Origin of the sequence: Pusillibacter faecalis (assembly GCF_018408705.1) — a bacterium.
GTDB lineage: Bacteria > Bacillota > Clostridia > Oscillospirales > Oscillospiraceae > Oscillibacter > Oscillibacter faecalis.
The window spans coordinates 2,746,143-2,762,338 of sequence record NZ_AP023420.1; the positions used below are offsets into that span (position 1 = coordinate 2,746,143).

General features: G+C 51.9%; 16 protein-coding genes and 1 tRNA gene. 16 read left to right on the forward strand and 1 reads right to left on the reverse strand.

Features of this window, described 5'->3' with window-relative positions; translation table 11 throughout:
- Positions 1-62: 62 nt before the first annotated feature.
- From KJS55_RS13860 to KJS55_RS13895, 8 genes are all read left to right on the forward strand, one after another.
- Positions 63-278, forward strand: a complete 216-nt coding sequence (locus KJS55_RS13860) for a helix-turn-helix domain-containing protein (protein ID WP_187030663.1) — start codon at positions 63-65, stop codon at positions 276-278.
- 199 nt (positions 279-477) lie between these two features.
- Positions 478-3,135: a DNA polymerase I gene (gene polA / locus KJS55_RS13865; RefSeq protein WP_213543572.1), complete on the forward strand. Its 2,658-nt coding sequence runs from the start codon at positions 478-480 to the stop codon at positions 3,133-3,135.
- A 22-nt stretch (positions 3,136-3,157) separates the two neighbouring features.
- Complete coding sequence (locus tag KJS55_RS13870; RefSeq protein ID WP_187030667.1) at positions 3,158-4,090, forward strand: DMT family transporter; 933 nt, start codon at positions 3,158-3,160, stop codon at positions 4,088-4,090.
- A complete protein-coding gene (gene rimI, locus KJS55_RS13875) occupies positions 4,080-4,556 on the forward strand; it encodes a ribosomal protein S18-alanine N-acetyltransferase (protein WP_317347637.1) in 477 nt (158 codons plus the stop codon). The genes KJS55_RS13870 and rimI overlap by 11 nt, the downstream gene beginning before the upstream one ends.
- Positions 4,531-5,124, forward strand: a complete 594-nt coding sequence (locus KJS55_RS13880) for a hypothetical protein (protein WP_213543573.1) — start codon at positions 4,531-4,533, stop codon at positions 5,122-5,124. The genes rimI and KJS55_RS13880 overlap by 26 nt, the downstream gene beginning before the upstream one ends.
- Positions 5,125-5,142: 18 nt before the next feature.
- Positions 5,143-6,150, forward strand: a complete 1,008-nt coding sequence (tsaD, locus tag KJS55_RS13885) for a tRNA (adenosine(37)-N6)-threonylcarbamoyltransferase complex transferase subunit TsaD (RefSeq protein WP_187030671.1) — start codon at positions 5,143-5,145, stop codon at positions 6,148-6,150.
- 279 nt (positions 6,151-6,429) lie between these two features.
- Positions 6,430-6,657, forward strand: coding sequence for a hypothetical protein (locus KJS55_RS13890; RefSeq protein WP_213543574.1), 228 nt, complete (start codon positions 6,430-6,432; stop codon positions 6,655-6,657).
- Between the two features lie 189 nt (positions 6,658-6,846).
- Positions 6,847-6,922: transfer RNA gene (locus KJS55_RS13895), tRNA-Thr, on the forward strand.
- Between the two features lie 786 nt (positions 6,923-7,708).
- Here KJS55_RS13895 and KJS55_RS13900 read toward each other — a convergent pair.
- Entirely contained in the window at positions 7,709-7,876 is a 168-nt protein-coding gene (locus KJS55_RS13900; protein ID WP_213543575.1) for a hypothetical protein, read from the reverse strand.
- Positions 7,877-8,092: 216 nt separating this feature from the next.
- Here KJS55_RS13900 and hypB point away from each other — a divergent pair, with 216 nt between their 5' ends.
- From hypB to KJS55_RS13940, 8 genes are all read left to right on the forward strand, one after another.
- Positions 8,093-8,761 (forward strand): hydrogenase nickel incorporation protein HypB, encoded by a 669-nt coding sequence (gene hypB / locus KJS55_RS13905; protein WP_187030675.1) that lies wholly within the window; start codon positions 8,093-8,095, stop codon positions 8,759-8,761.
- 16 nt (positions 8,762-8,777) lie between these two features.
- A complete protein-coding gene (locus tag KJS55_RS13910; RefSeq protein WP_213543576.1) occupies positions 8,778-9,116 on the forward strand; it encodes a phenylpyruvate tautomerase MIF-related protein in 339 nt (112 codons plus the stop codon).
- Positions 9,117-9,186: 70 nt separating this feature from the next.
- Positions 9,187-10,143, forward strand: a complete 957-nt coding sequence (locus KJS55_RS17415) for a 4Fe-4S binding protein (RefSeq protein ID WP_187030679.1) — start codon at positions 9,187-9,189, stop codon at positions 10,141-10,143.
- A 6-nt stretch (positions 10,144-10,149) separates the two neighbouring features.
- The gene (locus KJS55_RS13920) at positions 10,150-10,554 is read left to right on the forward strand and encodes a hydrogenase maturation nickel metallochaperone HypA/HybF (RefSeq protein ID WP_187030681.1); all 405 of its coding nucleotides are present in this window, start codon (positions 10,150-10,152) and stop codon (positions 10,552-10,554) included.
- 55 nt (positions 10,555-10,609) lie between these two features.
- On the forward strand, positions 10,610-12,553 hold the full coding sequence (locus KJS55_RS13925; protein WP_213543577.1) for an NAD(P)/FAD-dependent oxidoreductase: 1,944 nt from the start codon (positions 10,610-10,612) through the stop codon (positions 12,551-12,553).
- A 39-nt stretch (positions 12,554-12,592) separates the two neighbouring features.
- Positions 12,593-13,369, forward strand: a complete 777-nt coding sequence (locus KJS55_RS13930; protein ID WP_213543699.1) for an SDR family NAD(P)-dependent oxidoreductase — start codon at positions 12,593-12,595, stop codon at positions 13,367-13,369.
- Between the two features lie 17 nt (positions 13,370-13,386).
- The gene (locus KJS55_RS13935; protein WP_213543578.1) at positions 13,387-14,241 is read left to right on the forward strand and encodes an SDR family NAD(P)-dependent oxidoreductase; all 855 of its coding nucleotides are present in this window, start codon (positions 13,387-13,389) and stop codon (positions 14,239-14,241) included.
- Between the two features lie 366 nt (positions 14,242-14,607).
- Complete coding sequence (locus KJS55_RS13940; RefSeq protein WP_187030687.1) at positions 14,608-16,152, forward strand: PucR family transcriptional regulator; 1,545 nt, start codon at positions 14,608-14,610, stop codon at positions 16,150-16,152.
- Positions 16,153-16,196 lie beyond the last annotated feature (44 nt).

Below are 16,196 nucleotides of genomic sequence, written 5' to 3' on the forward strand. Positions count from 1 at the left end.
CAATATGCGATTTTTGCATATCATAAAATAGAAAAAACTGTGCAAGGAGGAGGGGGAGAGCCGTGTATCAGCGCCTGCGGAACCTGCGGGAGGACCGGGACCTGAATCAGGCTGCGGTGGCGGAGATTCTACATGTATCTCAGACCACCTATTCCAGATACGAAAGCGGCGTGCTGGATGTGCCCAGTGCCTCCCTGATTGCCCTGGCTCGCTATTATGGAACCAGTGTAGATTATCTGCTGGGGCTGACGGACAATCCCACACCCTATCACAAGTGAACGACAAGGAAGATGGGCCGGAAGAAGGCCCTCTTTTTACGGGGCGGAAAAGAGCATGGCTGGCACCCAAGCCGCCTGTACAGACAATGCCGCTCACTGCGGCCATCTTCGTGGAGGCGAAGTTTTTTGCCAGCCGTTGCGAAAGACGCGAAAATGCGGTATACTAAAAAAATTGATTGGAACACATTGGAGGAACGATATGAAGCTCATGGTCATCGACGGCAACTCCATGATTAACCGGTCCTTTTATGGCATCCGGCCCCTTTCCACCCGGGACGGGCTGTATACTCATGCCGTTTTCGGCTTCCTGACCACGCTGACGCGGCTGCGGGAGGAGGAAAAGCCGGACGCTGTGTGCGTCACTTTTGACGTCCATGCGCCAACCTTTCGCCATACTGCGGACGAGAGCTATAAAGCCACTCGAAAACCCATGCCGGAGGAATTGCGAATGCAGATGCCGGTTTTGAAAGAGGTCCTGGACGCACTGAACATTCCCCGCTATGAACTGGAGGGGTGGGAGGCTGATGATTTAATCGGCACCATCTCCCGCCGATGTGAGGCGGATGGGTGGGAGTGCGTCGTAGTCACCGGAGATAAGGACAGTTTGCAGCTTATTACGGACCATACAAAGGTAAAGCTGGTGTCCACCTGTATGGGGCAGACCACCACCAGGGACATGACGGAGGAGACCTTCCGGGAGCAGTACGGCTTTGCACCCATCCACATGATTGATCTGAAAGCCCTGATGGGGGACGCCTCTGACAACATTCCCGGAGTACCGGGCGTCGGAGAAAAGACCGCCATGGGGCTGGTACAGATGTATGGCTCTATCGACCGTCTCTATGACCATATGCCGGAGATTGTGACAGCGCCGGAAACACCCGCACGACCCAATGTGGTGAAAAAGCTGGCGGAGGGGGAGGAAAGCGCCCGCCATTCCTATTGGTTGGCAACCATCGCCACCGACGCTCCGCTGGACTTCCGACCAGAGGAGAATCTGGTGCGTGCGCCTGGACCAGAGGCTTACCCGCTGTTTTTACGGCTGGAATTTTCCAAGCTCATCGAAAAGTTCGGTCTGACAGCAGAGGCGGAGACACGCTCCGACTTCACCGCGACCGTGGAGCAGGTGACAGATCCGGAGCAGGCGGAGCGGCTGCTGGAAATCTGGCGGAAGGCAGACCACGTTTCCCTGTTGGCCTTGCCGGACTTGAACGGCATATCGGTGACATGCCGGACTGGGGAGAACACCACCATGACGGCGGAGCTGTTCTACGACAAGTACCAGGGGGATTGGAACGGTCTGTTGGAGGTTCTCTTCTCCGCGGATATCCGGAAGGCCTCTCACAATGTTAAGGATTTGATGCGTGCACTGTTGGAGAATCAGCTTCCCGCTGAGGGATTTCTCTTTGATACCGCCCTGGCGGCCTATCTCCTGGACGCCACGGCGGGCAGCTACGATTTGCAGCGGCTTTTTGTCACCTATTATAATGAGGAGCTGCCCAAGCCCATCTACTTGGACGCGGAGGCTTTTTCCATGCTGGGGGATGTGGCACAGGCGGAGGCGGCTCTTGACAGCTATGCCGTGGCGGTGGACGCCCTCTATGGTACCCTCTCCGCGAGGCTGCGGGAGCTGGGCCTCCAAGACCTCTTTGAGCGGGCAGAACTGCCTCTTTGCCGGGTGTTGGCAGAGATGGAACTCACGGGCTGCCGGGTGGACAAAGGAGCGCTGGTCTCCTTCGGGGAGATGTTGACGGGGTGGATCGCGGAGCAGGAACGGCGGATTTATGAGATGGCGGGGGAGGCGTTCAACATTAACTCCCCCAAGCAGCTGGGGGAAATCCTCTTTGGAAAGTTGGGCCTGCCTCACGGGAAGAAGACAAAAACCGGCTGGTCCACCAATGCCGACGTTTTGGAAAAGCTCCGCTATGAGGCTCCTATTGTGGGGGCAGTGCTGGAATACCGCCAGTACGCCAAATTGAAATCCACCTATGCAGAGGGCTTGCTGAAGGCCCTGGGGCCGGACGGCCGGATTCACACGAGCTTCCAGATGACTGTGACCGCAACGGGACGTCTGAGCTCCACGGAGCCAAACTTGCAGAATATTCCCACCCGGACGGATCTGGGCAGCGAAATTCGCAGGATGTTTGTCCCGGCGGAGGGGTGCGTACTGGTGGATGCAGATTACTCTCAGATTGAGCTGCGGCTGCTGGCCCATATCTCTGGGGATGAGAATATGCGCGCCGCCTTTGCCTCCGGCGCCGATATTCACACCGCCACAGCGGCGCAAGTATTTCACGTTGCGCCGGAGGAGGTCACGCCAGAGATGCGCCGCAGTGCCAAGGCAGTGAATTTCGGGATTGTCTATGGAATTTCCGCCTTCTCCCTCAGCCAGGACATCGGCGTGAGCGTGGCGGAGGCCAAGGCCTATATGGAGGCGTATTTTGCCACCTTCCCCGGTGTTCGGCGGTATATGGACCAAGTAGTGGAGGGCGCCAGGGAGAGCGGGTATGTGGAGACTATGTTCCACCGCCGGCGGGAGCTTCCGGAGCTGAAGTCCTCGAATTTCAATCTGCGCTCCTTCGGTGAGCGGGTGGCACTGAACATGCCCATTCAGGGCACGGCGGCGGATATCATGAAGCTTGCCATGATTGCGGTCTGGCGGCGGCTGCGGACGGAACAGCCACAGGCGCGGCTGGTGCTCCAAGTCCACGACGAGCTGATTGTGGAGTGTCCGGCAGATGAGGCGGAGGCGGTGGCGAGGCTTCTGGAGGAGGAGATGGAGCACGTTGTCCAGCTCTCCGTCCCCTTGACGGCAGAGGCTCATTGGGGCAAGGACTGGCTGGCGGCCAAGGGATAATCTGAATTTTGGAGGGTGTGGAATGAAGCGGTTGATCGTTTTACTAGGGGTGATGGCGGTCTCCTTATCCCCGGTCTTTGTGCGGCTGTCCACGGCACCTTCCATGGTGCTGGTACTCTACCGGGTGGCATTTGCTACGTTGATTTTAACGCCCTATGTTCTTTTGCGCTGCCGAGCGGAGCTGCGGGGGATGAAGCGGCGGGAGCTGCTGCTGTGCATGTGCAGCGGCATCTTTTTGGGGCTGCATTTCAGCGCGTATTTTGAGTCGCTGCAGCATACCAGCATTGCGGTTGCAGCAGTGTTGGTGAATACTGAGGCAATTTTTGTGACGCTGGGTTCCGTGGCCTTTTTGAAAAGCCGGCTGCAGGGCAAGGCTTGGGCAGCGGTGCTGATTACCTTTGCGGGCAGTGTGATTGTAGCGCTGGCCGACCTCTCCGGCGGTGGCTCTCTAAAAGGAAACCTGCTGGCGCTGGTTGGAGCCATCATGGGTGCCGCCTATACGTTGGTGGGGACAGTGTGTCGCCGGGGCGGTATCTCCACCACCATGTATACCTATTTCCTCTACATGGCCGCGGCGTTGACGGTACTGGTGCTGTCCCTGTTTTCCGGACTCTCTTTGACAGGCTATGAGCCAGTGAACTTGTTGACCACGCTGGGGATGGCAGTTTTCTGCACCCTGATGGGGCACAGCGTGTATAGCTGGGGACTGAAGTATCTGCCGGCGTCCTTTATCGCCACGGCAAAGCTGGTGGAGCCAGTGTTTGCGGCGGTATGGGGTCTGATTTTGTTCCGGGAACGGCCTGCGCTGCTGGTGGTGGCCGGCGGTGCCGTTGTGATCCTTGGAATCGCGTTGTACAGCAAGATTGCCGGAGAGGAGCAGACCGAGCAGCCGGCCCAGAATGTGATGGAGACGCCTAATGAAGAAGTAGCAGGAGGAGAGACCCGTGGAAAATAAGGTACGAATTGTGCCAATGAACGGCGACCATCTGGATCAGGTGGCGGAGCTGGAGAGAATTTGCTTTTCCGTACCCTGGTCCAGAAACATGCTGGCAGAGGAGCTGGAGAACGACCTCTCCGCTTTTCTGGTTGCCTTGGATGGGGAGGAGCAGGTGGTGGGCTACGCCGGGATGCAGGTCGTGCTGGACGAGGGCTATATTACCAATGTGGCGGTCCGGCCTGACTGCCGCCGAAAGGGGATTGCGGGAAAGCTGCTGCAGGTTTTTCTAGATTTTGCACAGGGTCATCACCTGGCGTTTTTGACATTGGAGGTGCGGGCTTCCAATTACGATGCCATCGCGCTTTATGGCAGCCGCGGCTTTCGAAGTGTGGGGCGGCGGAGACATTACTATGAGCATCCCAAAGAGGATGCTGTCATTATGACAAAGGAGTTTAAATATGGAACTGCGAATACCAACACATGATCAGCTGAGGACGATCTATCACCGGGATTTAAAGGAGGCATTCCCGGAGGCGGAGCTCAAATCTCTGGCAACCATTGAGACTATGTGGGATCAAGGGCAGTATATCCCCTACTGTCTGTTTGACGGAGATGCGATTGTAGGCGAGGCGTTTGTCTGGCTGGGGCATCCGGGCTGGGCGCTGCTGGATTATCTTTGTGTCTCCAGCACTGCCCGCAATGCGGGGCTGGGCGCGTCGGTTTTAAAAAGCCTTCTGGAGGCGGAGCCAGACACCGTGTTTTTTGGTGAGGTGGAGGCACCTGTTCACGCACCAGACCCCGCGATGGCAGAGCGCCGCTTAGCATTTTATTTCAGAAATGGGCTGCGAATGGCCGGATATGACACGGAGATTTTCGGCGTTCACTATAAAACGCTGTATCTGGCGAACCGCTTGGTAGAGGATGGGCCCCTGATGGAGGAGCATCAGTTTGTATACCGGCAGTCTTTTTCCCCGCAAAAGTATCGAAAATATATCCGGATTCCCAGAGATCCAGATGCGGAACCTGGTGAACAGATTCCCTGGGACCAGTGAGCGGAGGGAGAGACGCCCATGAAGATTTTAGCCTTTGAATCCTCTTGCGACGAGACAGCGGTCGGCGTGGTGGAGGATGGGCGGCGGGTTTTATCCGATATTGTGGCATCTCAGGCGGACCTCCATGCCCTCTATGGAGGTGTGGTACCGGAGATTGCCTCCCGCAAGCATGTGGAGGCAATCTCCGCTCTGACAGAGCAGGCTTTACGGGAGGCCGGCTGCAGCCGGAAAGATATCGGCGCTGTAGCGGTAACATATGCGCCTGGTCTGATTGGAGCTGTGCTGGTGGGACTCAGCTTTGCAAAATCTGTTGCCTTTGGCTTGGGTGTGCCGCTGATTCCGGTACATCATATTCGCGGGCATATTGCAGCCAATTATCTGGCCTTTCCAGAGTTGACTCCGCCCTTCCTGGCGCTGGCCATTTCCGGGGGCAACACGCTGATTGTAGATGTGCGGGACTACACGGACATGGTGATTCTGGGAGCCACCCGGGACGATGCGGCGGGGGAGTGCTTTGATAAGGCTGCCAGGGTCCTGGGATTACCCTACCCCGGTGGAAAGCCGTTGGACGATTTAGCACGGCAGTCCGCTGGCGGCGTCTATCGGCTCCCCCATGCCCAGGTGGATGGCGCTCCATTGGACATGAGCTTTTCCGGACTGAAAACGGCGGTGGTCAATTTAGCACACCATGCTGAGCAGGTCGGAGAAGAGTTGGACCGGGCTGCGTTGGCGAGAGATTTTGCACAAGCGGTGAGTGACACGCTGGTGCCGAGGGTGATGGAAGCGGCAAGGCAGAGTGGGCGAGATATCATCTGCGCGGCAGGCGGTGTGGCGGCAAATTCTGTCATCCGTGCTGATTTGGAGAGGGCTTGTATAGAGGCAGGATATCGGCTTTATCTGCCGCCGGCGGCACTGTGCGGTGATAACAGCGCTATGATTGGTGCGCAGGGATATTATGAGTATCTGGCTGGACATCAGGCGGGCATGGAGCTGAATGCTTATGCGAACTTGGATATTGCCACATGAGGAGGGACGTATTTACGGCCCTCCTTATGTCGTTTTTTTAGGACAGGGCTGTGCGGTTGTGGCCAATAGACACCGTGCAGGAGAGGGAGAGCTCAAGTGGGAGTTTATGTCGAGTTGGAAAGTAATTTTAGCAGGGGGAAAAATGGAATAGAAGAGATGTTATTTTTTGGAAAAATAGGAGAAAAGCATTGAAAATAAAAGAAAAACTGCGTGTGGAAAACCCTGTGGAAAATGTGAATAACTCTTTGTAAAAGGAGAAGACCGAAAAAGATTATGTAAATGAATGAAAGAGAAAAATCATGGGAAAATGTGGATAAAAAGCAAAAAGCAAGAGAAAAAATGCCGAAATTCGTCATAAAATTTTTAGCTTTTTTTCTCTTGACTTCTTTGATTTTCCTGTTTGTTCCAAAAAAAGTGACAAAGGGGATGCTGTTTTTTTCCAGTGAAATTTGTAATAATACGGAAAGTATTGTCAAGGGACAGAAAGTTTTCCGGCCCTGCATGTAAAATGTTGTTGACGAAGGGGCAAGGATATGATATACTTTCAACTGTTCTAACTGAATTGGCAGTTTATATTGTCTTACCTCTGGGTAAGGCGTTTTTTAGGCAAGGAAGCCGTGACAGACGAAACAGGGAGCGGAAAGACGATTTCCAAAGCGTTGGTATGCCCCAAGCTGAACTGTAAAAATTTTATATGCTACTGTAGCTCAGTCGGTAGAGCAGCTGATTCGTAATCAGCAGGTCGTGTGTTCGAGTCACATCAGTAGCTCCAGAATGGATGCCGCCCGTATTTCGACGAGAAAGTCGAAGTACGGGCGTTTTTTTCCGGAAGGCCTTGGTTTACCAGAGCTTTCCGGTTTTCTTATTTTGGAGAGAGCCTTACCGGCACCGTTACTTCAATGAAAGCACGGGGAGGAAAGGCACGAATGGAGGCGCGGCGGACAAATTTAGTTGAGGAACATGGGAAGGGTATGATTGGGGGATTGCGAGCAGGTGGATAACGCCTATACCCTGTACAGCGCACCTATATCCAGAAGTCAATGGTAGAATACACCCATTCAGTCATCCGGCTTTTACAGGCAAGTTGGTTCAGGAAGCCATGCTAATGATTTTAGGGGCGGTCTATGAACCCGCTTTCTCAAATTCCTCTCACAGATTTCAACTGGGCGGAAGCTGTCACAAGGCACGGGGCTAGTTCAAGGATGAGTTTATCGGTACAAGTTGATTCATCAAGGCGACTAAAGGACTACTTTGATAACGTCGACCATGCGCGCTGATTGTTGCCGCTGGAAGGAAAGTTAAAGAGGCCAGATTGCAAGGAAAAGCATGGGGACATCGAACCTGAGGCGATTACAGTTGTAACCCAAGAACGCACGGCAATAGACAACCAGTTAAACACCAAGATATGCGAACTATGCGCTAGAACAAATGAAAACTGAAAATCCATCATGTAAACAGGGAAAAGAAATGTGAGAGTGAGGAATAACCGTAAGGATGGAGAGCTGAGAGGCGCAGGCCTTTCCAGAAATGCGGAAAGGCGGTGATTTCCGACTCCGGCTCAAGTCGATAACATTGACATCGTCCAGAACAGCAAAGGCCGTGATGCTGTAGCAGCCGTCTGAATTTTGACAGGCAGGGCATCATACGCCGCGTCGTCGCCAATGACAATCACGTGGTTGCATTTGCCTGCAATCACGGCAAGTTCCATTTTGACGGCGCCAATCATGGTTCTGCCGCCATTTTTACTGGCCACAGTCTTGATGGTGTATGGTGACAGGACAGAAAAAGCACCAAGTGGTTCCTCAATAGAATTGTCCGGAATGCACAAATAGGGAGGGGGGCGTTGTCAGGAGTATACATTGAGCTATACCAAGAAAAATGCTATATAAAAAAGAAAGTTGTTTAAAACAGACATAAATTGCAGATAAAAGGTGGGATCAGTATGGCGATTCGATACATTGATATCAAGCAGGAGGTTCTGTCAGCAAATGATGGCCTGGCGAATAAGCTGCGGGTCCGCTTAAAAGAGCACAAGACCTTAATGATCAACGTTATGTCCTCCCCAGGAGCTGGAAAAACAACACTTTTACTGGACACAATCCAAAGGTTGAGGGAACAACTTCGAATCGGTGTTGTAGAGGCAGATATTGAATCCATGGTAGACGCAGAAAAAATTGAACAGAGTGGTGCCATGACAGTACAGATTCGGACTGGAGGCGACTGTCACATTGACGCGCCGATGCTGAAACCAGCTCTGGACACGATGAACTTGGATTCGGTGGATTTGTTGTTTTTAGAAAATGTTGGGAATCTCGTTTGCCCGGCGGAGTTTGATACCGGCGCTACATGCAGCATCATGCTTTTAAGTGTTCCTGAGGGGGATGACAAGGTTCTGAAATATCCGCTGATGTTTACAGTTTGCGACCTGCTGCTGGTGACAAAAACAGACTGCCAGGCAATGTTTGATTTTGATTTGAAAAAGCTGACCACCCGTGTACATCAGTTGAATCCGAATATGAAGATTATTCCTGTCAGCAGCAAGACGGGAGAGAACATGGATGCATGGATTTCCTGGCTGAAAGAAAGACGCGAAGCATTTATTAAAAATTAAAGAAAGAGGCGACGATATGCCGCATATCCAAGTAAACGCAACCTGTCCCATTGACAGGGAACAGGAACAACAGCTGATCGCACAGATTGGAGATGCGATTTCACTGCTTCCCGGAATGAAAGCGGAGTATCTGATGATCCGTCTGGAGGATGATTGTCGGTTGTTTTTCGGGGGGACAGGAAGCTGCGCCTTTGTGGAGATAGATCGCTTTGGACGGATTCCGGAGGAAGCCAGCCAGGCATTGACGGAACGCCTTTCTGATATTCTGGAAAGGGTTTTGGACATCAGCCGGGATCGCATGTACTTAAAATATACAGAAAACCCATACTGGGGCTGTCATGGGCGCAATTTTTGACAGAAAAAGACATTTTGGCGGCAAGAGTCTATATAAGGAGCGAGGAAAATAACAAAAAGGAGAGAAGATCATGGCAAAGCGGTTTCATTTTTATGAGAATCCAAATCCCAAGAGTGTGACAAAATCTCAGGAAGAAAAGGACGCATGGTTCGGAACGAAACCGGAGGATGGAGACGCTTTTTGGGCAAAGCGTATTCCGGGCCTGCGTGAGATATATGGACCGGCGCACTATGGCACTAAAGAGATCGACACGGAACCGCATGATATGTTTTACTGCGACATCGCCCCGCTTCCGCCTGTCATTCATATTGATGGCGGGAAAACGTTTCCGCTACCGCTGGCGGTTATTGCCGCGGTGATCAATCGTTCTTCACACCGCATTATCAACCGTCGCTGCACCTGTAGGACTACGTTTGATTGTCAAAGTTATGACAAAGGAATTGGGTGCGTACACATCGGAGGACCTACTGCAGAAGAGCCGGACAGCGTGGCCCGCCATGTGTCAAAGGAGGAAGCGATTGCGCATGTAAAGCATGCCATTGACCTGGGGCTTTTGCCCTTCGTTGGAAAGATGGATGTGGATAACGAGGTTTGGGGAATCTGGTCCGGCGAGCCGATCTTCACGGTCTGCCTTTGCTGCCCTTGTTGCTGTATTCCAAGACGTGGTTATCAATATCTTCACCCCATTCAGAAGAAATGGCAGTTCAATCCCGCCAATGGGCTGCGGTGGAAGCTGAACCACTCGGCCTGCATGGAGGAGGAATGCGGCTCCTGCGTGCGGCAGTGCCCGGCAAAGGCCTTGAGCTTTAAAGATGGGAAGCTCCAATACGATGCTGATGCCTGCTTGTACTGCGGGCGCTGCCAGCAGCTTTGCCCGCGTCAGGCGATCTCCATTGAAACACCAGATCTTGACGGCCTGCTCCGCGATATCTTCAGCCGTTATGACGGTCAGTGTGGTGATCTGGGGTTCCAGGGACAGGACTATGCCAGAGCTGTTATCGAAACGGCGGAGCAGTTGAGGAGATAACCGCGCATGCATGAAATGAATGTGATCGGAAATTTGGCCGCCAGTGTCGTGCAGTGGGGACAGGCAAATCGGGTTCGAAAAATTTTGGAGATTGACATTATCTGTGGTCAGCTGCGCATGTTTGATCGGGACTTTATGCAGCGTTATTTCAATATTTTCACCCGAGACACCTGTGCAGAAGGCGCAAAGCTGGTGTTGAGCGTGCGCCCTATTGGTTATCACTGCAATGCCTGCGGATCAGATTATGAAATGACTCCGCGGGAGTGGCTGGATATGGATATCAACCGGGCCGCCTGTGTTCATTGTGATTCTGAGGATATCGTGCTGACTTCTGGCGGAGAGTATTTTATCAGTGATATTTTAGCTGAGACAGAGGAGGATGCACCTTCTGATAGTATGGGCGGGAGCTGATGTTGTAACAGGATATGAGTGAAAACAAAAGCAAGGAGAAAGGAGCAAGAAACCTATGAAATATCAGAAATTGTTTGAAAAAGGCTATATTGGTGGCGTTGAAATTCGAAATCGTGTTGCAATGACGGCTATGGGCAACGGTCTTGCCACCTGGGACGGTGAGGCGTCCCCAGAATTGATCCGCTTCTATGAGGACCGCGCCCGGGGCGGATGTGGTCTGATTTTCACGGAATTTACCCGCGTAGATGAAAACAGCGGCGCCTGTAACCCAAATCAACTGTGTATTGCCAGCAGAAAGCATGTACGCAGTGTACAGCGCATGGCGGAATGTGTGCATCGCCACGGCGCAAAGATTTTTGTTCAGTTGCATCATGGCGGACGGGAAGCGCCTCCAGCGCTGAACGGCGGAAGACAGCCCATGGGCCCCAGTGCCATCATCAATCAGGTGAACGGACTGGTATCGGCCGAAATGACCAAAGCAGAGATTGACGAGATCGTAGGTAAATTCGTCAACGGCGCGGCGAACTGTAAAAAAGCCGGTATTGACGGTGTGGAACTTCATGCGGCGCATGGTTATCTGCTGGGGTCTTTTATCAGTCCTTACACCAATAAACGGACGGACGATTATGGAGGGAATGCGGAAAACTGCTGCCGTATTGTGACGGATATCATCCGCGGAATTCGGGCGGCTTGCGGAAATTATCCGGTCTGCGTTCGAATCAACGGAAGTGATTTTGTGGAAGGCGGTATTACGCTGGATTACGCGGTGCAGGTCGCCAGAATTTTGGAGTCTGCTGGCGCAGACGCCATCAATGTCAGCTGTGCGGTTTATGAGACCGTGCCGAATATGATTGAGCCGAACTACTACGATGAGGGCTGGAGGAAGGCGCTGGCAAAGACGGTAAAGGCGCGGATTCGTATTCCGGTGGTCGCGGTTAATACCATCAAATTTCCCGCTACTGCGGAAAAGCTGTTGGAGGAAGGTGTCAGCGATTTCGTGGGTGTTTCCCGCGGACAGATGGCAGACCCGGAGTGGGTCAATAAGACCCGGGCTGGTCGGGAAGATCTGATCCGTAAATGCATGGGATGTATGCAGTGCAACAAGTCTGTGGTGATGGATGGCTACCTTTCCTGCGCGGCAAATCCTGTCACAGGACGCGGCACCATGTACAACGATGAATATCTGATCCGAAACGGTGATGGACGCAGGGTCGTGGTTATCGGCGGCGGTCCCGCAGGTATGCAGGCAGCCATCGTTTTGGCAAAGCGCGGCTTCCGGGTTGATCTGCTGGAGAAAAAGGATTACCTTGGCGGAATGGCATATCTGGCTACGGTTCCGCCCCACAAGACCATGGTGGCGGAATTTATCAAGACCTTGACTGCCGAGATGAAAGAGGTTGGCGTAGCGGTTCATATGAACACTTCTGCGGATGTAAAAATGGTCAAAAAACTGGAACCATATGCCGTTGTGGTGGCGAATGGCGGCACAGAGATTGTACCAAAGGTTGCCGGCCTGGAGGCGGCAAATGTCCACACCATGGAGGAAGCCCTTTTAAAGAAGGTCACTTTTTCCGGCAAGCGGGTCGCCGTGATCGGCGGCGGCATGGTTGGCTTGGAGACCGCTCATTACCTCTGTCAGGATAATCAGGTGACAATCGTCGAAATGACTGCGACGCCGGGAGCTACGATGTATCCGACTGTACGGAACAAACTGCTGTCTATTTTGAAAGATGAGGGTGTGGAGTTGCTGCTGAATCGGGCATTGTCTGCGGTGGAGGGAGATTCCATTGTGATGGACTGCACAGACAGCCGGGAACCCAGGCAGGAACGGCTGACCGTGGATGAGGTAGTGATTGCCGCCGGGCGTAAGCCGAATCTGAGCCTGTATCATGAAATGGAGAAGGCATTTGGAAAGGTTGTCATGGCTGGAGACTGTATGATGGGTGGATGTATTCTGGAAGCTACACGAACGGGAAACGACAATGTTTGGTTCCTGTGAGTGAACTGAATTTTTATTTGATAGGAGAGATAAACGGTGATGAGATTCGACAAGTTTGATCTGACAGGAAGAGTCGCGCTGTGTGCTGGTGGCTCTTCTGGCTTAGGACTGCAGTTTGCCAAGGCAATGGCATCTGCCGGTGCTGATGTCGCCATTGTGGCCCGCAGGACGGATCGCCTGGAGGAAAATGCCAGGGAGATTGAGGCGGAGTACGGTGTTCACTGCTACCCACATGATTTGGACTTGACCAAGCCGGATACCATTACCAAAGGCGTGGAAGATATCGTGGAACACTATGGAAAAATCGACATTCTAGTCAATTCTGCCGGTATTCCCTGCCGCAATGTGGCGGAGACCCAAAGCTATGAGGACTGGATGCTGGTGATGGATAGCGATTTGAACGGGCCTTTCTGGCTGATGCATGAGTGTGTCCGTTTGTCCATGAAAGAACGGCGGTATGGAAAGATCATCAATGTTGCATCCATTCATGCCTTTGTCAGCCGTCTGGGCTACAACACCAATGCATACTGTGCGGCAAAAGGCGGTTTGCTGATGCTGACGAAGTCGCTTGCTCAGGAATGGGCCAAATACAACATCACGGTCAACGGCATTGCTCCCGGTTATTTCCCCAGCGAGCTTACTGGCGCATACATAGATACGCCTGCATTTAAAAAAGTGTGTGAGGATTATAGCCCTATGGGTCGGCCTGGCATCACCGGTGAGATGGATGGTCTTTGTATTTATCTGGCCTCTGACGCCTCCAGCTTTACCACAGGTCAGATGATCGCTGTGGACGGCGGCTGGCTGACGATTTAAGAAATGAGGCGGAGCATATGAAAGAATTTTTCGGAAAGGTTGCTCTGATCACAGGCGCGGCCCATGGTATTGGCTATTCCTTTGCACTTGAGGCAGCCAGTCGCGGGATGAAGCTGGCACTGGTGGATATTGATGAAACTGCCATGCTGGAGGCTGCAAAGGAATGCAGCAGGTTTGGCGCGGAGGTTTTGACCTGCACGACGGATGTCTCGGTCTATGAAGAGGCGAAGGCGTCTGTAGAGGCAACGATGGCCCGCTTTGGACAGATCGACCTGTTATTTGCCAATGCGGGAATTGCCACGGCCGGCAGTATCCTCCATATTCCGATCCGAGACTGGGAATGGGCCCTGGCAGTCAACACCATGGGGATCGTTCATTATGTCCATGAGGTACTTCCTATCATGGAGGCACAAAAGACACCTGCACACCTGATGTGTACAGCGTCCATTGCCGGCCTGCGGGCAGGAATGGCCATCAATCCGCCGTATTTTTGCAGCAAGCATGCAGCTGTCAGCGTGGCAGAGTCTGTAAAGGCTGAGGTGGAAAGCAGCGGAAGCGACATCGGTGTTTCTGTGTTTTGCCCTATGTATGTGGCAACAGATATTGACAACTGTGAAAATCATCGTCCGGCTCGCTTCTGGGACGCCTCAGATCCCTTCTATAACAGTGAAGAGTACCTCACGGCCAGAGAGGCTTTCCACAAGAATATCGCCACGGGGATGCCGCTGAAGAAGATTGGGAAGCGGCTGTTTAAAGCAATTGAGGATAATCAGATGTATACTGTTACACATACGCAGACGATCCCGTATATTGAAAGCCGCCATCGGGCCATTGAAGAAGATGCGAAGAAAGAGTTGGAGCTCCAACTATAACATTTTGTACATGTGGAAAATTCTGCGGGAATTTTCCCGCAGAATTCTTCTTGTTTGGTAAAATAGTGAGATTTTCTCGCTTGTTTTTTGTGAAAAGTACAGTAAAATAAAGAGAGCATAAAGGGAAGCTGACAGAGATCGTATGCATCGGAAGATGCATGCTTTGAGAGCAGAACTGGTAAAATCATTCAAAATATCTGTTTTGAAACGCAGGACAAATGGGCGGATCGTCTGGTTGCCCGGCGTTTTTGCGCTTATTTTGAGATTTTTTAGGAGGGAGAAATCCTGTTTGACAAAGAAGCGCGCTTTCCTGACAGGCACGGATAAAAACAGGATGCGTATAACTGCAACAGAAAGAGATGGACTATGAAATTTTCAACGTTGACGGATATTTTGCTGAAAGCCAATATGATTACAGATGTAACGATTCCAGAGGACTGTGAGGTTGAGGATCTGAACCTGATGGATCAGGATTATCGGGAGTTTGGCGACCATGTTGTATATTTTATTCGTTCCGAGGAGATCGGGGCAGGAACTGCCCTTCCACAATGTTTGCTGTACCAAAACCTTTTTCCAGAGTATCGGGCGGCGGGCCTGAGGAACTCCGCCAGAATCCTGGAAAAGCTCTCCTTGGCAGAGGTCTTTCGGTATGTAAAGCTGCAACTGAATACAGAGCCGGAGGAACAGGCGGAATATGCGAATTTGGTATCTAAGCTGATAGCAGGTACCCCTCTGCGCAATGTATTTTCAGAGGCATTTTCCTGTACCGGAAATCTGTTCGTGGCGATTGACCTCTCAGGGAAGATCCTGGAACATTCGACGCCGTTCTATGTGGATTATCCGCTGTGGATGAACAGTATTCAGCAAGGCTACTGCGACGAAATTCTGATGGATTATATCCAGAGCCGCCGCAAAATGATCCATGTGCCAGCGACCTCACCGGTAATTGATCTGTACTGCAAGAAAAGTGATATGCATATTCTGGCGGCACGTATCCGGCATAACAGCGAGACGATGGGATATGTTTTTGCGCTGAACCGGCGTCCGATTTTTGACCAGTATACCAGGAAACTTCTGCCGCTGTTTGCACAAAAGGCAAAAGAACGGATTCTGCGGCTGAAAAGCATGGATCAGATGGACGATTTTCGCTCTATTATGAAGACGAATATCCTTTTGGATGCAGTAGATGGTGCCTCGCCGGCAGAGACCTCCATGCGGGCAAAGCTTAGCGGTTTTAAACTTCAAAAAGCCATGAAAGTGCTGATGATCCGGACGCCTTACTCCAAGGAGCAGGATTTCTATACGCGGGTCCTAATGCCGGCGCTGAATGAGGTACTGGGAGACTGGGGCAGCTTTCCTTGGCATTCTTCCGTGGTGTGTCTGATCAATGCCGACGATATAGCAGTCCTCCAAAATAAGCGGGATGCACTGGCAGCATTGGCAAAACAGTACAAGCTTCTTGTTGGTGTCAGCAATGTGTTTAACGATATCTCTCAATTTTCGGAACATTTTGAGCAGGCTAGGACTGCCTTGACATTCTCTGGCCGTATCAGTACGGATGATCTGTTTTTCTACTATCAGGATTATGCTTTTTATATTATCCTGGATAAAATCAATGACGATAAATTTTTAGACTCTTGCTGTCATCCAGCTCTGGAGCAGCTTGCCAGCTATGATGCCAAAAAGGGAATGGAGCTGCTGGAAACACTGAGGGTTTATACGGAGGCCGGTTTCAGCAAAGCACAGGCGGCACAAAAGCTGTTCATCCACCGAAATACGATCAATTATCGCATTCAGCAGATTGAGCAGCTATGTAATATTGACCTTTCTGATGAGAAGCTGCTGTTCAGTTTGCAGATGTCTTTTCGGATCTTCTCCTATCGAAGGAACCGCTTGATCAGCAATGAATGATAGCATATCAGAAAAGAGACCGGAATTGCATGCAATTCCGGTCT